This window comes from Massilia sp. CCM 8734 (assembly GCF_011682155.1).
Lineage (GTDB): Bacteria > Pseudomonadota > Gammaproteobacteria > Burkholderiales > Burkholderiaceae_D > Telluria_A > Telluria_A rubra.
In genome coordinates, this window is the sequence record NZ_WHJI01000049.1 from 16,227 (window position 1) to 38,296 (window position 22,070).

Genomic DNA, 22,070 nt, shown 5'->3' on the forward strand with positions numbered 1-22,070 from the left:
GATTGTCATTTTTGACAATTTACACAATAAAAAGTCGACCGCTGCCCCTGCTTGATCTGACGAATCTCTGCCCCACAGTTGCGGCAAGGCACTCCAGCACGATCATAGACGAAATATGTCTGTTGGAAATAGCCCGATTGCCCATTTACAGCAATAAAGTCACGTAAAGTGCTGCCCCCTTGCACAATAGCCTCAGACAGGATAAGGCGAATGGCCTCGGCCAGCCTGTTGTAGCGTTCGCGGCCGATGCGCGCGGCCGGCGTTTTCGGGTTGATTCCTGCCCGAAACAGGCTCTCGCAAGCGTAGATATTGCCCACGCCGACCACGATATCGCCCGCCAGCAGCACCTGCTTGATCGGCGCCGAGCGCTTGCGCGTCTCGCGGTACAGCAATTCGCCCGAAAACCCGTCGCCCAAAGGCTCGACGCCGAGGCCGCGCAGCAGCAGGTGCTGGTCGAGTTCGCCGTCATCGGCGGGATGCCACAGCACCGCCCCGAAGCGGCGCGGATCGTTCATGCGCAGCACTTGCGCACCGCCGTCGCTGGCCACGACTAGGTCGAAATGGTCGTGTTTTTTCACCGCCGTGTCCAGCGGCAGCACGCGCAGGTGGCCGGACATGCCCAGATGAATGATCAGGGTGCCATGATCGAAGGCGATCAGCAAGTATTTACCACGCCGCCCGGTGTGCAAAATCCGCTGCCCCGCCAGCAGCTCGGACAAGCCCGGCGGGAACGGCCAGCGCAAGCCTTCCCGGCGCGTCAGGACGTGCTCGACGATGCGGCCATCGATATGGGGCGCGACGCCGCGCCGGGTGACTTCTACTTCGGGCAGTTCAGGCATGTCGGATACGCAGATTCATGTTGATGACGCGGTGGTTCTGCACGCGAAGCGTGGCTTGGGCGTAGAATCGGGAATAATCGCTGTCATTCTGGAACCACCTTGAAAAACGCTTTCGTCATTGTAACCCTGTCCGGCCTGCTCTCGGCGTGCGCCGTGGCGCCCACGCCTCACACCGAGGCCCCCGCGCCCGCGCCCGCGCCGGCCATTGCCGACGCCCCCATGCCATCGGCCGCCGAGGTTCTTGCCGAAGGCGAACGCGCCGCCGCGCCGGATGAGCCGTCCCCTGACCTCAAGCTGCCCAAGGTCGTTTTGACCCGCGACATGCTCTACAAGCTGATGAAGGCCGAATTCGAATTTCGCGGCGGCGTCTGGCAGGCGCCCTACATGACCCTGATGGGCCTGGCCCAGCAAACGCGCGACCCGCGCCTGGCGCAGCGCGCCGCCGAAATGGCCCAGGCCGCGCAGCAGGGCAAGGAATCGCTGGCCGCGATCCGCCTGTGGCGCGAACTGGCGCCCGACTCCGACGAAGCGACCCAGTACTACATCGCCGCCGCGGTGATGGCCGACGACCTGGGCGAAGCCGGCCAGCTGTTCGCCGCGCGCCTGCGCGACGCGCCGCCGGCCAACCGCGGCCTGGTCATGTACCAGATCCAGCAATTGCTGACCCGCGCGCGCGACAAGGCCGCCGCCGGCGCGCTGCTCGAGCGCCTGCTCGCGCCCTACAGCACGATGAGCGAAGCGCGCGTGGTGCTGGCGCAGTCGGCCTACACGCGCGGCGCCAACGACGTGGCGCTGGGCCATGCCCAGGAGGCGCTGCGCATCAAGCCCGATTCCGAAATCGCCGTGCTGACCCTGGCCCAGGTCAGCGGCGAGCAGGCCGACGTGGCCGCCTTGCTGGCCAAGTTTCTTGCCGCCAATCCGGGTGCGCGCGAAGTGCGCGCCGCCCACGCCCGCATCCTCGTCACGCAAAAGCAGTACGAGGCGGCGCGCAAGCAATTCGTGGCCCTGCTCAAGGAGCAGCCCGACAATCCGGCCACGCTGTACGCGCTGGGCATCTTGTCGATGCAGCTGAACGACCCGGCCTCGGCCGAAACCTACCTGGCCAGCTTCGTCGCCTTGCTCGACAAGAACCCGAGCGACGAGCGCGATCCGGCCAAGGTGCTGATGATGCTCTCGCAACTGGCCGACGAGCGCGGCGATATTCCCGCCGCCCGCGCCTGGCTCGAAAAAGTCGACCAGGAAGACGCGCCGACCTGGTTCGCGGCGCAGCTGCGTACGGCCCAGCTGATCGGCAAGCAGGGCGACCTGGCGGGCGCGCGCGCCTTCCTGTCCGACCTCAAGACCGAAGAGCCGGCCCAGCAGGTGCAAGTGGTGCTGGTGCAAAGCCAGATCCTGCGCGACGCCGGCAAACTGGAGGAGGCGTACACCGCGATGGAGCAGGGCGTTGCGCGCTTCCCTGACAATCCCGACCTGTTGTACGACTTTGCCCTGCTGGCCGAAAAAATGGGCAAGGTCGAGGTGATGGAAAAAAACCTGCGCCAGGTCATGCAGCTCGCCCCGGACAACCACCACGCCTACAACGCGCTCGGTTACTCGCTGGCCGAGCGCAATGTGCGCTTGGACGAAGCGCTGGCGCTGATCGACAAGGCCCTGAAAATGGCCCCGGCCGATCCCTTCATCATGGACAGTATGGGCTGGGTCCAGTACCGCCTGGGCAACCTGAACGAAGCCGAGGCCCACCTGCGCCGCGCCTACGCCCTGCGCAACGATGTCGAAATCGCCGTGCACCTGGGCGAAGTGCTGTGGCACAAGGGCCAGAAATCCGACGCCCAGCAGCTGTGGCGCGAAGCGCGCGCCAAGGATCCCAAGAACGATACGCTCAAGAGCACGCTCGCACGGCTGCAGCTCAAGCTGTGATGGGTCATAATGCCGCGCATCTTCCTCACGCCGCCCCACTGCCATGATGCTTAAAAACCGCTTCCTCGTGCTCGCCTGGGTCTTCGCTGCCAGCGCGCTCCTCTCCGCCTGCGCCACGCCCGACGCCAAGCTGTCCAAAGATAGCGTGGCGGCCTACCGCGACGCCATCGAACTCGGTGGCCGCCTGACCGTGAACTACCAAAAAGATGGCCAGACCGAGACCCTGACCGGCAAGTTCAACTGGGTCCAGACGCCGTCCGCCGTCAACGTCAGCCTGGCCTCGCCGCTGGGCCAGACCATCGCCACGATCACCGTCACGCCCGAGTCGGCCACCCTGACGCAAGGCGACCGCGCCCCGCGCGTGGCGCGCGACATCGACAGCCTGACCGCGCAAACGCTGGGCTGGTCGCTGCCGGTGTCGGGCCTGCGCGACTGGCTGCAAGGCTACGCCACCGGCGCCGACGGCCAGCGCTTTGCCGCGTCCCCGGCCGCCAACACCGTCACCACCGCCGACGGCTGGCGCCTGACCTACGTAAGCTGGCAAGACGCCGGCGCGGCCAAGCGGGCGCCGAAGCGCATCGACGTCGCCCGCGTGGCCAGCGCCACCGTGGAAGCGATGGAAATCCGCATCGTGATCGACCCGCAGGGCTGATATGCGGCGTACTTCCCTGCATGACTGCCCGGCCCCAGCCAAGCTCAATCTGTTCCTGCACGTGAACGGGCGCCGCGCCGACGGCTACCACCTGCTGCAGACCGTGTTCCAGATGGTCGACCATGGCGACCTGCTGCACTTCGACTTGCGCGCCGACCATCGCATTTGCCGCACCACCGACGTGCCGGGCGTGCCGCAAGAGCATGACCTGATCGTGCGCGCGCTGCTGCTGCTGCAAGCGGCCTGCGAGCGCCGCCATGGCCGCCTGCCGCCCGGGATCGACGTGGCTATCGACAAGCGCCTGCCGATGGGTGGCGGGCTCGGAGGCGGCTCCTCGGACGCCGCCACCGCCCTGATGGTGGCCAACGTCCTGTGGCAGGCCGGGTTGACGCGCGAAGAATTGATGGCGCTGGCCCTGCCGCTGGGCGCCGACATTCCGTTTTTCATCTTTGGCGAGACCGCCTTTGCCGAAGGCGTGGGCGAGGCGCTGCAGCCGGTCGCGGCGCCCGATTGCTGGTATGTGGTGATCGAACCAGGGGTCGCCGTTCCGACCGCAGCAATATTTTGCTCAGAACATTTGACAAGGGACACTTCGCCGATCATAATAACGGACTTTTCCAGACACACCATGAAGCACACAGTGTTCAAGGGGTTCGGAAGAAATGATTTGCAAGCAGTGGCAGTGAGTTTGTTCCCGCCGGTAGCACAGGCGATCGACTGGCTCTCGGCTCACGGTGACGCCAGGATGACTGGCTCGGGAGCGTGTGTATTTTGCGCGTTTTCCAGCGAAACGGAAGCGGACGCGGTACTTCAACAAGTGCCCGCCATCTGGAAAGCATGGAAAGCGAAAGCGCTGATGCATCATCCTCTCAACACGGTGTTGCAAGTTAGTGCGGTTATAGAATAGAATTTGGCCTGGCGTTGTGTTTGACGATAAAATGTCAAGTGTGACGACAAGCAGTCAGTTGCGTAGGGGAATCGCCAAGCTGGTTAAGGCACTGGATTTTGATTCCAGCATACCAAGGTTCGAATCCTTGTTCCCCTGCCATTCGTTTTGCCTGGTCTGTCGATGCGAAGTGTGCGTCCAGCAGGCGGACTCGGTGGCCTCGCTCTCGCGAGTCACTTGTTAGCTTAGCGTCAGCCGGCCGGTTCTGTCCGGCGACATCATTCAAAGAAATCAACGCTTACCTCTTGGGACTCCCATGGCTTACGAAAACCTGATGGTTTTTACCGGCAACGCAAACCCTGCGCTGGCTGAAGGAGTCGCAAAAAATCTCGGCATCCCTCTCGGAAAAGCAGTCGTCTCCAAGTTCTCGGATGGCGAAGTCATGGTCGAGATCAACGAGAATGTCCGCGGTAAAGACGTTTTTGTCCTGCAATCGACCTGCGCGCCGACCAACGACAGCTTGATGGAAATCATCCTGATGGTCGACGCCCTCAAGCGCGCATCCGCCGGCCGCATCACCGCGGCGATCCCCTATTTTGGTTATGCCCGCCAGGACCGTCGTCCACGTTCGGCGCGCGTGGCCATTTCGGCCAAAGTGGTGGCCAACATGCTGGAAAAAGCCGGTGTCGAGCGCGTCCTGATCATGGATCTGCACGCGGACCAGATCCAGGGCTTCTTCGATATCCCGGTTGACAATATTTACGCTTCCCCGATCCTGCTGGGCGACCTGCAAAAACGCAATTACGACGACCTGCTGGTGGTGTCCCCGGACGTCGGCGGCGTGGTGCGCGCACGCGCCCTGGCAAAACGCCTCGGCTGCGACCTGGCCATCATCGACAAGCGTCGCCCGAAGGCGAACGTGTCGGAAGTGATGAACATCATCGGTGAAGTCGAAGGCCGTAACTGCGTGATCATGGATGACATGGTCGACACCGCCGGCACCCTGACCAAGGCCGCCGAAGTGCTCAAGGAGCGCGGCGCCAAGAAAGTGGTGGCGTATTGCACGCACCCGGTGCTGTCCGGTCCCGCGATCGACCGCATTTCGGCTTCGCCGCTGGACGAACTGGTGGTCACCGACACGATTCCCCTGTCGGCCGCCGGCCTGGCGTGCGACAAGATTCGCCAGCTGACCTGCGCACCGCTGCTCGCTGAAACGTTCAAGCGTATCAGCAAGGGCGATTCGGTGATGTCCCTGTTTATCGACTAAACTGCGCGACTGATCGAGTCGATAGAAGTACCCGATTCGCAGGGTGGCAAGGCGGGAGCAGTCAGCTCCCGGTCCTGCCACCCTGAAGTCTATTTCAGTACCCATTTTTCCGGCGACCCCAGGGTGGCCGTTTTCGAGTACCCCTGGTCGCGGGGGCGCTCACACCGCAGGGCGATCAAGCCCCGCACTTTTTGGAGCAACACATGAAAGTTATCGCATTCAATCGCAATCTGCAGGGGTCCGGAGCGAGCCGCCGCCTGCGTATCGCTGGTCAAACCCCAGGTATCATCTACGGTGGCGCTGAAGCCCCTGTCATGATCCAACTGGACGGCAACGCTCTGTACCACGCACTGAAAAAAGAAGCGTTCCACGGCTCGGTCCTGGAAATGGAAATCGACGGCAAAACCCAGCCAGTGCTGCTGCGCGACTTCCAGATGCACGCATTTAAGCAATTGGTCCTGCACGCTGACTTCCAGCGCGTCGATGCCAACAGCAAGCTGCACAAGAAAATCGCCCTGCACTTCGTCAACGCCGACGTCTCGCCAGCGGTCAAACTGCACGGCGCGATCGTTTCGCACGTGCTGCAAGAGTTGGAAGTGTCGTGCCTGGCAACCGACCTGCCAGAGTTCATCACCGTTGACCTGACCAACATCGACGTCGGTCACTCGATCCACGTTGCTGACCTGGTCCTGCCAAAAGGCGTGTCCGCGATCACCCACGGCAAGAACCCAACCGTTGCTACCGCTGCTGTTCCAGCTGGCCAAGTGTCGGCTGAAGCCGATGCCGCCGCTGCTGAAGCCGCGCCTGCCGCTGCTCCTGCCAAAGGCAAGGGCAAGAAGTAATCATTCGCGCGCCGCGCAAGCGGCGTGTCGGAGAAAAACCCGCTTGGCCTTGCGCCCAGCGGGTTTTTTATCGTCTGTTATCCTTGCATTCCACTATTTTGAGTAGAACACCATGCCCATTCGCCTGATCGTCGGCCTCGGCAATCCCGGCCCCGAGTATCAACAGACCCGCCACAACGCCGGTTTCTGGCTGGTCGACCAGCTCGCCAACAGCCTGCCTGGCTGCCGCCTGCAACGCGAGTCGCGCTTTAACGCCTTCGTGGCGAAAATCACGATCGCCGGCCAGGAAGTGTTTTTGCTCGAACCGCAAACCTTCATGAACCTGTCCGGGCAATCGGTGGGCGCGCTGGCGCGTTTTTACAAAATCGTTCCCGACGAGGTGCTGGTCGTGCATGATGAGCTCGACCTGGCGCCCGGCGTGGTCAAGATGAAAAAGGGCGGCTCCAGCGGCGGGCATAACGGCCTCAAGAGCATCACCGCCTCGCTCGGAACCCAGGATTACTGGCGCTTGCGGCTCGGCATCGGCCATCCACGCACCCTGGGTTCGCAGCAGCCGGTGGCCGACTTCGTGCTGCACCGGCCGCGCAAGGAAGAGCAAATATTGATCGAGGACAGCATCGACAAGAGCCTGCGCATCCTGCCGCTGGCGGTCGAAGGCAAGTTCGATATCGCGACAATGCAGTTGCATACCGCCTGATGCCGGGTTTTAGCCGGCTTTGACGATGATCCGGCTGCGCAGGTCGCGCAACATGCGCTCCAGCGGCGCGCGCATGCGCAGGTAATCGGCCGGGGTGCAGGTCCTGCCGGCATGGCGAAAGCGCAGGCTGCGCGTGACCAGCACCCGGTTCGCCTGGCGCGCGTAGGCGGCTTGGTACGACAGGCCGGCCGCGTTCACGGACAGCGCTTGCGGCAGCGGCAGGATGCGGATGCCGGGCGCGAAGGTGATCACCGTTTCGTCGGCGGCGTCCAGCGCGGGACAGATGAAATCCTGCGTGCGCCTCTTTTCCTCCGCCATGGCCGCCACCGATTCGGCCGTGCCGCCCCAGAAATTGAAGCTGGTCGCCACGCCGGCAGGGCCCGGCAGGTCGGCCAGATTGTCGCTCACGCCCGCAAAACCCATGCGGTACTCGTCCCCCGCGCCATCGACGAGGCCGGCGTCGAAACGGCCGTCGCCATGCTGGCCCAGCGCTTGCAGCATGCGCTCGACGAAGCGCGCACGCTCGGTGGGCGCCGTGTCGCGCACGGCCTGGCGGTACGCTTCGGCCAGCGCGCCGCTGGCCGTGCGCACCACGTCAAGGCGGCCGCTCCCGTTGCGTCCGACCTCGACGCGCGCCAGCATGCGGTTGAATTCCGGCTGCATTGAGGGCGTGCGCGCCAGCGTGGCGCTGGCGGCCAGCAGCACCGGTTTGCCGAGCAGGGCGGACGGCAAATAGCCGGCCTCGACCGAATCCGAGGAGGCATCGAGGTACAGCCCGAGCGCTGGAATATACGTGATCACATGATTGAAGATGCCCAAGGTGGGCGCGTGCGGCAGGCGGTAGGCATTGCTGCTGTTGACCAGCGCGGCGCTGCTGTCGATACCGGCCGCGCCGAGCAAGGCTTCGAGCAGGATCGCGTGGTCCTTGCAATCGCCGTAGCGGTTACCCAGCACGGTGGCGGCCGGATGCGGCGCCACGCCGCCCGCGCCGATGGGCAGCGGCACGTAGCCGATGTGATGGCGCACCCATTCCGACAGGGCCAGCGCTTTCGCGCGCGGGGTGTCGAGGCCGGCCGTCACTTCCCGCGCCAGCGCGGCGATGGCCGGGGTGACCGCTGCCTGCGTCCTTGCGCGCGCGCGCCAGGCGCGCGCAAAGGCGGCGTAGTCGGGAAAGGTCGACACCGCCAGCCGCTTGCCGTAATCGAGATAGCTGACCGAGTCCGACTCGATACGCCGGTTCGGGCCGCTGATATATTTCCACTGGTAGACCTTGCGCCCGGCGGCGCTGGCGGCGCTGGCGGCCGGCACCGGCGCGAAGCCGACCGCATCGGCGTATAAAGTCATCGATTCCGGCATGTCGTAGATCAGGTGAAACTGCTTGCTCGCGTAAAACTGCGATGAGGACAAGTCCTCGAAGTGGCCGGGAAACAAGGCGTTCTTGCGCGTTAGAACGTAACGCACGGCCACCTGGTCGCCCACCGCGACATCGGAAAAGGCGATGATTTTCAGGCGCGCGTTTTGGAACATGGGCGCCTCGCTCGCGGCCGGGTCTTGCTGGTCCTTGATCTGCGGCGGCGGCGCCGCAATGCGCCGGCCATCCGGCTTGATGGTGAAAGCCTCGAGCTCGCTGATGTCGTCGAGGCTGGTGTTGTAGCTGATCACATACTGGCTGTGCGCCTGCAGCGCGCGCGGCAGGACGATGGTCTTGATATTGTCGACCGTGAGGCGGTAGCCGCCGTCGGTCTCGACCACGTAATGCTGGAGGTATTTATCGATGACGATTGCCGGATCGGTGCCGGTATCGGCGGTGGCGGCGGCTGCGCCGTTATTGGCAAGAAGGAGGAGGGTGCTCAATACTGCGGCAAGGCAAGTGGGCATGAAGGGCTCCGGATGAGACATCAGCCGATCATGTTACGCAGGCCGATGTGGCCGCATTTGACTTGCCGCAATCGTGCTCGGGTCGCCGGCGTTACAGGGCCGGGACCCGGAGCCTGAACGATTCCCAGGGAAAGCTGCGCGTGTGCAAGATGCAGAACGGCGAAGCGAGCGGCGCCCCCAGGTACGACAGTGCGTCCGACAGCAAATCGAGTTCCACCACCCTGAGCGCGTTGTTCGGATCGTTGCGCGCCACTTGGGAGAGCACCCCCGATTTGACCACGAACGACACCTCCTCCCGCCGGCCGAAGAACGATGCGTACTCGATTTCCGTGTCGCCGCCCCACATGTAGCAATAAAAATAGACCAGGTCGGCCTTGTGCGCGATGCTCAGTTCCTTCAGGTAGCGGAAGAAATCGTCCGGAGGCAGTTCGTCGCGTAAGTCGCTGTCCACATGTCCTCCGAGCGACTCGGGGGCGAGGACGGGCGTGTGCGCCTGGCCCGCCAGCGCGTGCCAGGACAACACCTCGGATGAATGCCATTCGGCGCAATCCGTGTCGGGATCGCACACCGGCCGGATGACTAACAGCCCGCCCTCCGGCGGCGCGAACACGCCGGGTTCGTCATGAAGCGTGTATTCGACCGGGGCATCGATCAAATAGGCATGTGCGGCCAGCAGCGGATCGTTGCGTACTGCGGATAACAAGGCGTCATTGCATCGTGCAAAAACTTCGCTTGCGTACCAGGTCATGTGATTGCTTCCATTGAGATTGGTCGGTCCGCTTGCGGCGGGAGCCGTCCATTGTACGTGGCCGTCGACCGGCATGGGCGCTGCTGGAAGTGCGCTGTGTTCGGATCGCATGACGACGGCCGCGAGTATTTCCTGACGCCGGCTGCGCTACTGTCGGCATGGCGACTTGCCTCGACGGCGCACTTGTCGCCATAATCGCGCCATGCACGCACTTTCCTTCCACGCCGGTCCGCACGCGCTGGCCCACATCCGCCAGCACGGCCTGCGCGCGCGCGACATCGCCGTCGTTCCCGCCGCCGCCGGCGGCCCCAAAGGCTTGATTTTCCAGTCGCTCGACCAATGGCTGTTCGGCCACTGGTTCGCGCAAGCGCCGCGCGAGCGCGCCCTGATCGGCGCCTCGATCGGCGCCTGGCGCATGGCGGCCGCTTGCCAGGCCGACCCGGTCGCCGCGTTCGCCAGGCTGGGTGAGCTGTATTGCGGCCAGCGCTACACCGCCAAGCCCTCGCCGCAGGAAATCGACACGGTCTGCCGCACACTGCTGCACGAGCTGGTGGGCGGCCAGGAAGCGCAAGTGATCGCTCACCCTCACCACCGCCTGCATATCATCGCCGCGCGAGGGCGCGGTGCGCTGGCCGCGCCGGCGCACCGGCGCGCCGAAGCGAGCGGTTTCGCCGCCGCCGCGCTGCTCAACCTGGTGTCGCGCGCCAGCCTGTCACGCATGGCCGAACGGGTGCTCGTGAGCGACGCGCGCGGCGCGCCGGCCTGGATCACGCCCGGCTTCGACAGCTTTACCACCCATTTCGCCACCCTCGACAGCGCCAACCTGGCCGACGCCCTGCTGGCCTCGGGCACGCTGCCGATGCTGATGCAGCCGGTGCGCGGTATCGCCGGCGCGCCGCCGGGCGCCTACTGGGATGGCGGCCTGGTCGACTATCACCTGGCGCTGCCGTATTCCAAGCAGGCGCCGGGCGAGATCGTGCTGTACCCGCACTTCAGCGAGCATATCGTGCCGGGCTGGCTGGACAAGGCGATGCCCTGGCGGCGCATGGCGCGCGGCCCCCGGCGCGACTGGCTCGACAACGTGCTGCTGGTCGCGCCGACCCCGCATTTCCTCAGTACCCTGCCGCGTGGCAAGCTGCTGGATCGCAAGGATTTTACTTTTTACGGGCTCGACCACGACGCCCGCATCCGCAACTGGCAACAGGCGATCGGACAGGGCCAGCGCCTGCGCGACGAGTTTGCCGCGTTTGTCGAGCAGCCGGACCTGTCGCGTATCCGGGCATTTTGAAAGGCGGCATGGTTCGACGCGCCGCGTGAGCAACGATAAAATACAGCGCGAGATGGGATGCCTGATGCGCTCCGGCGCGCGTTATGACGAACTACGTCCCTGCGTGCATCGGCCCTTCAGACAGGGGCCCGCACTTTTGCGCGCCCCGGCGCGCGTTTCTTTTCCGCGACGGGTGCTTGAACAGTGCCCGCGGCTGTGCGGGCAGGGCTTTCCTTGGCAGCATCCGTTCTGGCAGAGGCGTTTTTCGCCGCAGTCTTTCTGGAGGTAACTCTTGCAGCCGACGAGCGCACAGCCGCCTCGTTCGCGCCCACATCGGCATCCAACTGGAAGAAGTTGGGCAATTCAATTCGCATTCCGTTCTTGTCGAGTACCGATAGCTCAAGTGTCAACCCCAACGATTTCAGGAATCGGCGCAAGGTCGAGACATAGGTATCGGACCGTTTTTCGAGTTGCGACACGGCGTTCTGATTGATGCCCAAGTCCTTTGCCACCTCGGCCTGCGTCTTGCCGACAGCCTTGCGGAAATCGGTGAGGGTTGCGGCATGCGCCAGCATGTCCTCGATTTTTTTCCCGGACGCCTCTGCGATTGCAGTTTGTCGTTCAACAGGCAGGCTGTTGATGATGTCGTCGAGATTTCGTCCCATGTCAAACTCCTATTTCTTCGCCTTGACCCTGTCGGCTTTGGCGGGCGGGGGCGCCGTCGTCGCCTTCAGGTTCTTCAAGTGCCCATCAAAACGCGCGTTGGCCTTCCTCAGCAAGTCCCGATAGAATTTTTTCTCGTCGATGCCTTGCTTGTCGGCGGCAACCAGGATAATCGCCTCCCGGCAAGGATCGAAAGCAAACGCCGCTCGCCAAATTTCCGCGCCGCTGTTCGTCTCGAAACGTAGCTCCTTCATATCCGGGTGCTTCGGATTCTTCAATGTGCCGACGTGGGGACGGTCAGCGCGTGGTCCAAGCTCCCTTATTGCCACGGCGACAGCGAGCAATGCATCCTGAACGTCCTCTGAAAGAGCGTCGAACTCCGGATCGAATTCGCTGTGGAAAGAGACTTGCCAATTTGCAGGATGCGTCAATTATCATCTCCGGATGATATCACGTAGAGGTGATTTTATTCCTTGCTTGTGCGGATCTCCAAGCAACGCCGGACAAATTCGGCCGACTATTCCACCGGCAGGTACTTCGCGCTTTCACACGTTCATCACATGAAAGCCATCCTGCCACTAACCCGAAGTCGGCCAATACCGGCGTACGCGCACAAGGCAGGGTAACGCAGCTTTTGGAGAAGGGTGGCGCTGAGGGTTACAATAGCGATATTCTTTGACAAAACTCACATAAATCAGCGATAGAGCTGCATTGATGGGCGTTTTGTTGTCATTTATCGTAGTGATGGTGGTTGACGTAAAGTCTTGCCTGGCGTGTTACGCCACGATCTGCACCCGCCTAACTTATTGATCATTAAAGGTTTTTCATGAGTCTCCAATGCGGCATCGTCGGCCTGCCCAACGTCGGCAAGTCCACCCTCTTCAACGCCCTGACCAAGGCCGGCATTCCGGCTGAAAACTATCCGTTCTGCACCATCGAGCCGAACGTCGGCGTGGTCGAAGTTCCGGACCCGCGCATGGCTGCGCTGGCTGACATCGTCAAGCCGGAACGCATGGTCAACGCCATCGTCGAATTCGTCGACATCGCCGGCCTGGTCGCCGGCGCGTCGAAGGGCGAGGGCCTGGGCAACCAGTTCCTGTCGCACATCCGCGAAACCGACGCCATCGTCAACGTGGTGCGCTGCTTCGAAGATGACAATGTGATCCACGTGGCCGGCAAGATCAGCCCGCTGGACGACATCGAAGTCATCCAGACCGAGCTGGCGCTGGCCGACATGGGCACCGTCGAAAAAGCCATCCACCGCGAGAACAAGAAAGCCCGTTCCGGCGACAAGGATGCCGCCAAGCTGGTCGCGCTGATGGAACGCATGATGCCGTTCCTGAACGACGCCAAGCCGGTGCGCGCCATGGGCCTGGATGCCGAAGAAATGTTGCTGATCAAGCCGCTGTGCCTGATCACCGCCAAGCCGGCCATGTACGTGGCCAACGTGTCCGACACGGGCTTTACCAACAACCCGCTGCTCGACCAGTTGACCGCCTACGCCAAGGGTCAGAATGCGCCGATCGTGGCCATCTGCGCCGCCATCGAATCCGAAATCGCCGACCTCGACGATGCCGACAAGGGTGCTTTCCTGGCCGACATGGGCATGCAAGAGCCGGGCCTGGATCGCCTGATCCGCGCCGCCTACAAGCTGCTCGGCCTGCAGACCTACTTCACCGCCGGCGTGAAGGAAGTGCGCGCCTGGACCATCCACGTGGGCGATACCGCGCCGCAAGCGGCCGGCGTGATCCACACCGACTTCGAACGCGGCTTTATTCGCGCGCAAACCATTGCCTACGATGATTTCGTCGCGTACAAGGGTGAAGCGGGTTCCAAGGAAGCGGGCAAGATGCGCGCCGAGGGCAAGGAATATGTGGTCAAGGATGGCGATGTGCTGAACTTCCTGTTCAACGTGTAAGTCTAACCGGACAAGGCGCAGACACCTGCGCCATCCGATCACAAGAACCCCGTTCATCGATCGCGATGGCGGGGTTTTTTGCTATTGCTGTCGAGATGGCTGTGCGTCCCCGATCAATCCTGACGACCAGAGAGGAAGTGGCCAAGTGAGCGAGTACCAATATTACGAATTCCGTGCGGTCGAGCGGCCTTTGAGCCAGGACGAGATGGCCGAACTGCGGGCGACATCCTCGCGCGCGACTATTTCGCCAACCGGTTTTGTGAATGAATACCACTGGGGCGATCTGAAAGGCGATCCGCAAGCATGGGTGCGGCGCTATTTCGACGCCTTTGTGTACTCCGCGAATTGGCATGCTTGCCGTTTCGTACTGCGCCTCCCGCCCGGGACCTTGCGTCGCTCCGACGTGGCCCCGTTCCAGACGCAAACCTTGCTGAGCTGCGACGAGAGCGGGTCCGGCCTGGTCATTGACTGGTCGCTGGAGGCGGGCGGCGACGACGAGCGCTTCTGCATGGAGGACGGCCCAGGCTGGATGGATCGCCTCCTGCCCGTGCGCGACGAATTATTGCGTGGCGACCTGCGCGCGCTGTACCTCGGTTGGCTCGCCGGCGTCGGCATGGACGATGTCGATAACGACGACATGGAGCCGGCTGTTCCCGCAGGCTTGTCCCGACTAACTGCCGCGCAGCAAGCATTGGCCGCGTTCCTGGAAATCGATCCGGACCTGATCGCGGCGGCGGCGGGGAGCGCCGAACAGGATGCGGGACTCGACGACGACAGCGTTGAAACATGGATCGCAGGCTTGCCGAAGAAGGAGATGGGCCTTGTCTTCAACATGCTGTTGCACGGCGAGTCGCAGCAGGCGGAGCGCTGGGTCAAGTCGGCCTTTCGTATATGGCACAAGGAGAGTGGTTCCAGCGAGCCGGGCGACGCCGGACAACGCAGCGTCGCCGATCTGCGGGTTCTGGCAAAGCAGGCCGAAGTAGTTCGCATGAAACAGGAAGCGGACGAGTAATTGCGCCGCGACGAGGCCGCCCGCAAGCAGCGCGAAGCCTATCTGCACAGCCTGGCCGAAAAAGCTGAACAATGCTGGAGCGACATGGAACAGAATGCGCTACGGGCAACAGCGTCCTCGTACGACGCTGTCAAACGGACGATGGCCGATCTTGCCGATGCGTATGCTTTACGCGGCAACACGGACGACTACCATCGCTTGCTGCGTGCCTTCGTGGACCGCCATGGCAAACACGTCGCGTTGATGCGGCGCCTGATTTCCGCCGGACTGTGGCGCGAGCCGGCAGGCTAACTCCGCAAGTTCATTCTGGCCGGCATCGCCGCGCATCCTTCGCCCCCATCCCGGCCCACGGCGTCGCGTCCTGTCGCCCATAGCCCGATGCTGTGACGCGCATCATGGGCGCGCAAAAGTAACAACCTACAATCAATAATCTATTTGCAACAGCAGCAACATCGGCCCGGCGCCCCTGGCAGCCGGCGGCAGGCGATCTGGCTTAGCGGCGAACGGAACGACGATGGTGATTGCGGACTCCCCCCTGAACAAGGATGCGGCCTGCGCGGCGGCGCAGTCCGACGTGGCCTACAGCCAACTGGTGGCGCGCATCCGGCTGGTGCTCACTGTCTCCGCCGTCCTGGTCGCGATCCTCGACCACGCCGGCCCCGGCCCGGCCAACCTCACCGCGCTGATGGTCCTGTCGGCCTACGCGCTCTTGTGCGCGGCGGTCTACCTGTGCCCACGCTGCCAGCCGCGCTGGACCCGGGGCAAGCTGCGCCACCGGCTCGACGTGGCCGTGTCGGCGGCGGTGGTGGCCGCAGTCGGCCAGGCCGACATCTTCCCGCTGGTCTTCCTGTTTTTCGCCATCGTGGTCGCCTCGCTGCGCTACGGCCTGGCCGAAGGCGTGCGCGTGACCATCGCCACGGTCCTGCTGTACTACCTGGCGGCCATGCTGACCTTGCCCGAGGTGGCGCCGGCGCGCGTGCTGCTGCGCGCGGCGGTGCTGCTCGCGTTCGGGCGCGTGATCGCGCAACTGGGCGAATTGCATATCCTGGCGGCGCGCCGCCAGGCCTTGCTGCGCGAATTGAACCAGGTGGCCAACCCGCGCTTCGGCGTCGAACGCAGCATGACGGTCGCACTGGAGACGATACGCGCCTTCTTCATGGCCGACAGCTGCCTGATGCTGCTCGCCGACCCGGAGCAGGAGCAAGAGCGTGGCGCCCACTTGCGTGGCGCCCACTCGCGTGGCGCCCACTCGCGTGGCGCCCACTTGCGTGGCGCCCACTTCCTGCGCACGGTGCGGGCAAACGGCCCCACAGTGGTCCCGGCCATCCCGATCGACGCCGCCCTGGCGCGCGCCATGCTGCCCGAACCGCGCACCCACGTCTTGCTGTATGTGCGCGCCTGGCGCTGCTGGCGCGCATTTGGTGGCTGCGCGCTCGGCTACGCCGACGAGCCCGCCACGTGGACCGGGCACGCTTCCGGCAGCCTGCGCGAACTGGCCGAGCTGCTGGGCGCCGCCTCCTTCATCAGCGCCCCAGTGAACTTCGGACGCGGCAAGGGCCGCATCATTGTCGCCGCCGGCACGCGCCACCTGGGCCGCGGCGATGCCCTGTTCCTGGCGCGCATCGCCGAGCAGGGATTGCGCGCCATCGAGCGCATCGACCTGCTCGACCGCATCGCCTCCGACGCGGCCGCGCTTGAGCGCAAGAAGATCGCGCTCGACCTGCACGACAGCGCGATCCAGTCCTACATCGGCTTGCAGCTTGGCCTGGTCGCGCTGTGCCGCAAGGCCGCCCCCGGCAACCCGCTCGCGACCGATCTGGACCGGCTGGTGACGATGGCGGCCGACGTCATCGGCCAACTGCGCGACGAAGCCCGGCGCGTCTGCGCCGCGCCAGGCGCCGATCAGTTCATGTTCCTGGCCGCGCTGCGGCGCCAGGCGGCGCAGGCGAGCAGCGCCTACGGCGTCGCGATCCGCATCGACGCCGCGCCCGGTCTGGCGCTGGGCGACCGGCTCGGCGCGGAAGTGCTGCACATCGTCCGCGAAGGCATCAGCAATGTGTGCCGCCATACCAGCGCCGGCAGCGCCACCGTGGCGCTGCGCTGCGCCGGCGCCACGCTGCGGATCGACATCATCAACCCGCACGACGGCACGACGCCGCCGGCGTTCCAGCCGCGTTCCCTCAGCGAGCGCGCCGCCGCCCTCGGCGGCGCCGCCGAGGTACGCGAGGGCGGCGCCAACGAGACCATTGTCACCGTGGAGATCCCATTATGAAAAGCGAAGCGCACGACACCATCAACGTCATGCTGGTCGAAGACCACCAGACCATGTTGTGGGGCCTGCAAACCCTGGTCGAGGCCGAGCGCCCGCGCATGGCGGTGGTGGGCACGGCGCGCACCTGCGACGAGGCGCTGGCCGGCGCCGCCCGGCTGGCGCCCGACGTGATCCTGCTCGACCTCGACCTGGCCGGCGTGTCCACCGTCGAATTGCTGCCCGAACTGCTGGCCAACGGCGTCTCGCGCGCGCTGGTGCTGACCGCCGCGCACGACCCCGAGCTGCTCGACCTGGCGGTGCGGCGCGGGGCGCGCGGCATCCTGCACAAGGAAGTCACGGCCGAACAAGTCATCAAGGCCATCGCCAAGATCCACCGCGGCGAACTGTGGTTCGACGCCGGCACCATGGACCGCGTATTCGGCCAGATGCTGGGCTGGCGCCGCGCCTTGCGCCCCGATCCGCCGGCCGAAAAACACGCCGCCCTGACCGCGCGCGAACGCGCCATCGTCAGCGCCGCCGTCGAGCACAGCGGCAGCGCCAACCACGAGGTGGCGCAGCGCCTGTTCATCTCCGAGCACACCTTGCGCAACCATCTCAGCTCGATCTACCGCAAGCTCGATGTTCCCAACCGGCTCGGCATGTATGTGTACGCGATCCGCCATGGCCTGGTCGAACCGAAGAAAACCGGCCAGCGCCAGGAGCGCGTCACTGGCTACTAAGCACCGGCATGATGGTGCGCACGATGATGATCATCGCCGGTCCCAGCACCACCATGATAATCGCCGGGAAAATGAACAGCGCCAGTGGAATGAGCATCTTGGTCGGTACCTTGGCCGCGTGTTCCTCGGCGCGTACCTGGCGCTTGTGGCGCAGGTCTTCCGAAAACACCCGCAGCGATTCGCCGATGCTGGTGCCGAATTTATCCGACTGCGCCAGCATGGTGGCGAAGGTGCCGACTTCCTCGATGCCGGTGCGCAGCGCCAGGTTGCGCAGCGACTGGGCGCGGCTGGCGCCGGCCCGCATCTCCAGGTTGGTCAGGTGCAGTTCCTCGGCCAGCGCGCGGCTGCTCATGCCCATTTCGTCGGCCACCCGGATCAAGGCCGCGTCCAGCCCCAGGCCCGCTTCCACGCACACCAGCATCAGGTCGGCCGCGTCGGGAAAGCGCTCGAAAATTTCGCGCTTGCGTTCGCGCAGGCGCAGCCACAGCGCCACGTTCGGAGAATAGCACCCGGCAAGCGCCGCGATCCCCAGGTTCATCAGCACCGTCATCTCGTCCATGCTGGTCAAGGCGCGCAACAGCAGCCAGGTGGCGCCCGCGAACACCAGCGGCAGCACGGTCTTGAGGCCGAAGTAGATCAGGCGCGCATCGGCACGGCGGATGCCGGCGTTGATGAAGCGCAGGCGCAGGGGCGAGCTTTCCCAGTCGCCGGCGGGCGCCAGCACGCGCGCGAACGGGCCGACCGCCTGCGCCACCGTGGCGCTCCAGTCGGTCGCGGCGGCCGGGTTGCCGATGGCGTCGAGGCGCCGCAGCAGGCGGCTCGGCGCCAGCAGCAGGAACAGGCCGGCGATGGCGGCGCTAACGGCCAGGCAGACCAGGGCAGCGAGCATGAACATGATGATCTCCTCTACAGATAAGGATTAGATGCGGATACGGATGATGTGACGCAGCAGCAGGATGCCGAGCGCCATCGAAAACAGCATGCCGCGCACCAGGCTCTGGCCGAGCGGGTCGTGCCACAAGGGCGCCATGAACGCCGGATTGAATACGCTCATGAGAGCACCAATGGCGAACGGCAGCAGCGACAGCAGCCAGGCCGACATGCGCCCCTCGGCCGAGAGCACGCGCACATGCCAGAACAGCTTGAGGCGCTGGCGGATCAGGCGACTCAGGTTGGCCAGCACCTCGGTCAGGTTGCCGCCCGAATCGCGCTGGATCAGCACCGCCACCACGAAGTAGCGCAGGTCGGTGACCGGCGCGCGCACGCTCAGGTTGCCCAGCGCCTGTTCGAGCGAAACGCCGAAGTTGATCTCGTCGTGCACCAGCCGGAATTCGCCGGCGATCGGGTCGGCCATCTCCTCGCCGATCATCTGCAGGCCGGCCCCGAAGGCGTGGCCGGCGCGCAGCGCCCGCGCCAGCAGGTCCAGCGCGTCGGGCAACTGCTGTTCGAGTTTTGCCAGGCGCCGGCGGCGGCGCCGCTGCACGTACGCCAGCGGCAGCCAGGCCAGCATGGCGGCCGTGATGGCCCCGGCCAGGAAGGGCTGGTGCAGCAGCGCCGTTACCAGCAGGAAGCCAGCCGCCCCCAGCGCCACGCAAGCGAGCAGCAGCTTGGCGACCGTCCAGTCCAGGTTCGCCTGCAGCAGGTAGCGATCGAGCTGGTGCGCGCGCGGCAGGCGCAGCAAAAAGCGCTGGAACGGCGCCAGCTCGCTCATCATGCGCTCGCGCAGCAGGTGCGACTGGGCCGAGCCGTCGCCGGCCGCCGACAGGGCGTTGAGGCGCCGTTCGATCTTTTTGGCCTGCGGTCCCTTGTAGGTCTTCCAGATCAGGTACAGGCCTTCGAACAGCAGCACCACCGCGATGAAAACCATCACCGACAGCAGCGGCGAAATCGGAACGTTGGCATCGATGCCGTTGAGGTGAGTTGGCATGCCGGCCTCCTATTGGTAACGGTGGGTGCTGTCGAACATGGCGTCGGGCAGGGTCACGCCGAAGGCGCGCAGGCGCTCGCTGAACTTGGGACGCACGCCGCTGGCCTGGAAGTAGCCTTCGACCGCGCCATCGGCGCCCACCCCGGTCTGGCGGAAGGCGAAGATCTCCTGCATGGTGATGATGTCGCCTTCCATCCCGGTGATCTCCTGGATGCTGGTGATCTTGCGCCGTCCGTCGATCAGGCGCAGGCCCTGGATCACCACCGTGATGGCCGAGGCGATCTGCTGGCGCGCCGCCTTGTGCGGCAGATTCAGGTTGGCCATGCCGATCATGTTTTCCAGGCGCGAGAGCGCGTCGCGCGGGTTGTTGGCGTGGATCGTGGTGAGCGAGCCGTCGTGGCCCGTGTTCATCGCTTGCAGCATGTCGACCGCCTCGGCCCCGCGCACCTCGCCGATGATGATCCGGTCCGGGCGCATGCGCAGCGCATTGCGCACCAGCGCGCGCTGGGTGATTTCGCCCTTGCCTTCGATGTTGGCCGGGCGCGTTTCCATGCGCACCACGTGCGGCTGCTGCAGCTGCAGTTCGGCCGCGTCTTCGATGGTGACGATGCGTTCGGCCGGCGGAATGAAGCCGGACAAGATGTTCAGCAGGGTGGTCTTGCCGGCCCCGGTGCCGCCGGCGATGATCATGTTGACCTTGGACTTGCACAGGCCTTCGAGCACGGTCGCCATGTCGGGCGTGAGGCTGTGCAGGTCGTGGATCAGGTTTTCCATCCTGAGCGGGATGTGGGCGAAGCGGCGGATCGACATCATCGGGCCGTCGAGCGCCACCGGCGCGATCACGGCGTTCACGCGCGAGCCGTCCGGCAGGCGCGCGTCGACCATCGGGCTCGACTCGTCGATGCGGCGCCCCACCAGCGAAACGATCTTGTCGATGATGCGCAGCAGGTGCTTTTCGTCGGTGAAGCGCACCGTGCTCAGTTCCAGCCGGCCACGGCGTTCGACAAAGATGCGGTTGTAGCTGTTGACCAGGATGTCGGAGACGGTCGGATCGGCCATCAGCAGTTCGAGCGGGCCGAAGCCGAGCATCTCGTGCTGGATGTCGCGGATCAGCGAGCGCCGTTCGGACTCGTTGATGGCGGCTTGCTCCTCGTCGAGCAGGCGCTCGGCCATCACCGCGATTTCGGCGCGCAGCATCGGCCCCGGCAGCGCTTCGAGCGCGGCCAGGTCGAATTTGTCGAGCAGTTTCAGGTGAATGCGCCCCTTGATCGCGTGGTAGTCGTCGCTCGCGCCGGGCGCGGCCACGCGCAGGTCGGCCTGGCTGTCGATGGCGTTGAGTTGGTCACGGAAGGACATGGGATTCTCCGGAATGATGGCGCGACGAGCGGCCAGGCAAACGCCCGAACAGGCGCGCCCACAGGCCCGAGGGCGAACGCCCGCGCGGGCCGAGGGCGGCCTGGGCCGGCGCGCTGAGCGCCTCGGCCAGGCCGGCCACATCGCGCAGCACCGGATTGGCGCGCGCGCCGGGCATCAAAGGCTCGCCATGGTCGATGGCGGCCGTGACCTGCTTGTACGAGTTGGGCACCGTGTGGATCGCGAACTTGCCCAGCGCCCGCTCCACTTCCGCCACGCCGATCTCGCCCTTGCGCTCGAAGCGGTTGACGATCAGTTCGATCTTGTCGGGGCCGTAATCGAGCGACTTGAAAATAGCCAGCATCTTCTTGGCGTTGCGGATCGAGCTCAAGCCGGCTTGCAGCACCGGATAGATGCGGTACGCGCGGTCGAACGCCTTGATGCTCAGGGTGGTGACCGGGCGCCCGATATCGAGCACCACGTAGTCGTAATGGCGTACCGCCAGCGCCAGCACCGCGTCCACATGGGCGGCGCTGATCTCGGCCGCCTGCGCATGGTCCTCGGGCGCGGCCAGGAGGCTGAAGTTGGGCGCCACCTTGACCGTGCTGGCTGCCAGGAAGGAAGAGTCCAGGCGCGCAATCGCGCGCGCCACGTCGGCCAGGGTCGAGGGCGCGCGGCCGTCGTGCACGAAAGCGAGGGCGTCGCCGAACTGCAGGTTCAGGTCGACCAGCAGCACGGAACCGGTGCGCGCCAGCTGCAAGCTCATGCTGGTGGCAAGAAAAGTCGCGCCGCTGCCGCCCTTGCAGGCGATGAAGGCGAGCACCTTGCCTTCGCTGTGGGCTCTAGCGCCGCGCAGCTTGGCGCTAGAGCGCCCGAGCGCCGCCTCCAGTTCGGCCGGCGCGAGCGGGGCGGGCAGCACCTCGCGCACGCCGGCGCGCATGGCGTTGATCAAAAAATCGGGCGCGCAGGCGGCGCACAGCAGCACCACGGCGAGGCCCGGATGGCGGGCGGTGACGGCGGCGATGGCGGCCAGGCCGGCGCCGTCCGCGCAGCCGTCGACCAGCATCAGGTCCGGCTGTTCGCGTTCGGCCAGCGCCGCCAGGTCGGCGGCGCCGCCGACGGTGGCGCTGACCACATGCGCGCCGGCCTGCAGCAGTGGGCCGATTTCGGTGAGGCGGGTCTTGTCGGGTGATACGAGGGCGACTTTCATGGC

General features: G+C 65.0%; 21 protein-coding genes and 1 tRNA gene. 13 read left to right on the forward strand and 9 right to left on the reverse strand.

What is annotated here, in order from left to right:
- Positions 1–5: 5 nt before the first annotated feature.
- Positions 6–839: a bifunctional DNA-formamidopyrimidine glycosylase/DNA-(apurinic or apyrimidinic site) lyase gene (gene mutM / locus F2P46_RS30605; RefSeq protein ID WP_166897499.1), complete on the reverse strand. Its 834-nt coding sequence runs from the start codon at positions 837–839 to the stop codon at positions 6–8.
- 99 nt (positions 840–938) lie between these two features.
- Between mutM and F2P46_RS30610 the strand changes: the two genes are divergently transcribed.
- The 7 genes from F2P46_RS30610 (at position 939) to pth (ending at position 7,100) form a co-directional block, all read left to right on the forward strand.
- Positions 939–2,756, forward strand: coding sequence for a tetratricopeptide repeat protein (locus F2P46_RS30610; protein ID WP_166897501.1), 1,818 nt, complete (start codon positions 939–941; stop codon positions 2,754–2,756).
- A 43-nt stretch (positions 2,757–2,799) separates the two neighbouring features.
- Positions 2,800–3,408: an outer membrane lipoprotein LolB gene (locus tag F2P46_RS30615; RefSeq protein WP_166897504.1), complete on the forward strand. Its 609-nt coding sequence runs from the start codon at positions 2,800–2,802 to the stop codon at positions 3,406–3,408.
- 1 nt (position 3,409) lies between these two features.
- Positions 3,410–4,315: a 4-(cytidine 5'-diphospho)-2-C-methyl-D-erythritol kinase gene (gene ispE, locus F2P46_RS30620; RefSeq protein ID WP_166897506.1), complete on the forward strand. Its 906-nt coding sequence runs from the start codon at positions 3,410–3,412 to the stop codon at positions 4,313–4,315.
- 64 nt (positions 4,316–4,379) lie between these two features.
- Positions 4,380–4,456 (forward strand) — tRNA-Gln (locus F2P46_RS30625).
- Between the two features lie 154 nt (positions 4,457–4,610).
- The gene (locus F2P46_RS30630) at positions 4,611–5,561 is read left to right on the forward strand and encodes a ribose-phosphate pyrophosphokinase (RefSeq protein ID WP_054265879.1); all 951 of its coding nucleotides are present in this window, start codon (positions 4,611–4,613) and stop codon (positions 5,559–5,561) included.
- 203 nt (positions 5,562–5,764) lie between these two features.
- On the forward strand, positions 5,765–6,403 hold the full coding sequence (locus F2P46_RS30635) for a 50S ribosomal protein L25/general stress protein Ctc (protein ID WP_166897509.1): 639 nt from the start codon (positions 5,765–5,767) through the stop codon (positions 6,401–6,403).
- 112 nt (positions 6,404–6,515) lie between these two features.
- The gene (gene pth, locus F2P46_RS30640; protein ID WP_166897511.1) at positions 6,516–7,100 is read left to right on the forward strand and encodes an aminoacyl-tRNA hydrolase; all 585 of its coding nucleotides are present in this window, start codon (positions 6,516–6,518) and stop codon (positions 7,098–7,100) included.
- 9 nt (positions 7,101–7,109) lie between these two features.
- On the opposite strand, the gene F2P46_RS30645 is transcribed toward pth, so the two are convergent.
- Both F2P46_RS30645 and F2P46_RS30650 read right to left on the reverse strand, forming a co-directional pair.
- Positions 7,110–8,978, reverse strand: a complete 1,869-nt coding sequence (locus tag F2P46_RS30645; protein WP_166897514.1) for a DUF3857 and transglutaminase domain-containing protein — start codon at positions 8,976–8,978, stop codon at positions 7,110–7,112.
- Between the two features lie 91 nt (positions 8,979–9,069).
- On the reverse strand, positions 9,070–9,801 hold the full coding sequence (locus F2P46_RS30650) for a hypothetical protein (RefSeq protein ID WP_166897517.1): 732 nt from the start codon (positions 9,799–9,801) through the stop codon (positions 9,070–9,072).
- Between the two features lie 127 nt (positions 9,802–9,928).
- Between F2P46_RS30650 and F2P46_RS30655 the strand changes: the two genes are divergently transcribed.
- Entirely contained in the window at positions 9,929–11,014 is a 1,086-nt protein-coding gene (locus F2P46_RS30655; protein WP_166897519.1) for a patatin-like phospholipase family protein, read from the forward strand.
- A 116-nt stretch (positions 11,015–11,130) separates the two neighbouring features.
- On the opposite strand, the gene F2P46_RS30660 is transcribed toward F2P46_RS30655, so the two are convergent.
- A complete protein-coding gene (locus tag F2P46_RS30660; RefSeq protein WP_166897522.1) occupies positions 11,131–11,658 on the reverse strand; it encodes an XRE family transcriptional regulator in 528 nt (175 codons plus the stop codon).
- 9 nt (positions 11,659–11,667) lie between these two features.
- Complete coding sequence (locus F2P46_RS30665) at positions 11,668–12,087, reverse strand: type II toxin-antitoxin system RelE/ParE family toxin (protein ID WP_166897525.1); 420 nt, start codon at positions 12,085–12,087, stop codon at positions 11,668–11,670.
- 395 nt (positions 12,088–12,482) lie between these two features.
- Between F2P46_RS30665 and ychF the strand changes: the two genes are divergently transcribed.
- The 5 genes from ychF (at position 12,483) to F2P46_RS30690 (ending at position 17,577) form a co-directional block, all read left to right on the forward strand.
- On the forward strand, positions 12,483–13,574 hold the full coding sequence (gene ychF, locus F2P46_RS30670; RefSeq protein ID WP_166897526.1) for a redox-regulated ATPase YchF: 1,092 nt from the start codon (positions 12,483–12,485) through the stop codon (positions 13,572–13,574).
- A 145-nt stretch (positions 13,575–13,719) separates the two neighbouring features.
- Entirely contained in the window at positions 13,720–14,586 is an 867-nt protein-coding gene (locus F2P46_RS30675; RefSeq protein ID WP_166897528.1) for a hypothetical protein, read from the forward strand.
- Positions 14,587–14,877: a hypothetical protein gene (locus F2P46_RS30680; protein ID WP_166897530.1), complete on the forward strand. Its 291-nt coding sequence runs from the start codon at positions 14,587–14,589 to the stop codon at positions 14,875–14,877.
- A gap of 223 nt (positions 14,878–15,100) precedes the next feature.
- Positions 15,101–16,858, forward strand: coding sequence for a sensor histidine kinase (locus F2P46_RS30685; protein WP_166897531.1), 1,758 nt, complete (start codon positions 15,101–15,103; stop codon positions 16,856–16,858).
- Positions 16,855–17,577: a response regulator transcription factor gene (locus F2P46_RS30690; protein WP_166897533.1), complete on the forward strand. Its 723-nt coding sequence runs from the start codon at positions 16,855–16,857 to the stop codon at positions 17,575–17,577. Before F2P46_RS30685 ends, F2P46_RS30690 begins: the two co-directional genes overlap by 4 nt.
- Here F2P46_RS30690 and F2P46_RS30695 read toward each other — a convergent pair.
- The 4 genes from F2P46_RS30695 to F2P46_RS30710 are packed head-to-tail and all read right to left on the reverse strand — an operon-like array spanning position 17,564 to position 22,067.
- Positions 17,564–18,472, reverse strand: coding sequence for a type II secretion system F family protein (locus tag F2P46_RS30695; protein ID WP_166897534.1), 909 nt, complete (start codon positions 18,470–18,472; stop codon positions 17,564–17,566). The two genes, F2P46_RS30690 and F2P46_RS30695, sit on opposite strands and share 14 nt — an antisense overlap.
- 24 nt (positions 18,473–18,496) lie before the next feature.
- Positions 18,497–19,504, reverse strand: coding sequence for a type II secretion system F family protein (locus tag F2P46_RS30700; protein ID WP_166897536.1), 1,008 nt, complete (start codon positions 19,502–19,504; stop codon positions 18,497–18,499).
- Between the two features lie 9 nt (positions 19,505–19,513).
- Positions 19,514–20,860 carry a CpaF family protein gene (locus F2P46_RS30705; protein ID WP_166897538.1) on the reverse strand — a complete coding sequence of 449 codons (1,347 nt, stop codon included), beginning with the start codon at positions 20,858–20,860 and terminating at the stop codon, positions 19,514–19,516.
- Entirely contained in the window at positions 20,847–22,067 is a 1,221-nt protein-coding gene (locus F2P46_RS30710) for an AAA family ATPase (RefSeq protein ID WP_166897540.1), read from the reverse strand. Before F2P46_RS30710 ends, F2P46_RS30705 begins: the two co-directional genes overlap by 14 nt.
- Between the last annotated feature and the right edge of the window lie 3 nt (positions 22,068–22,070).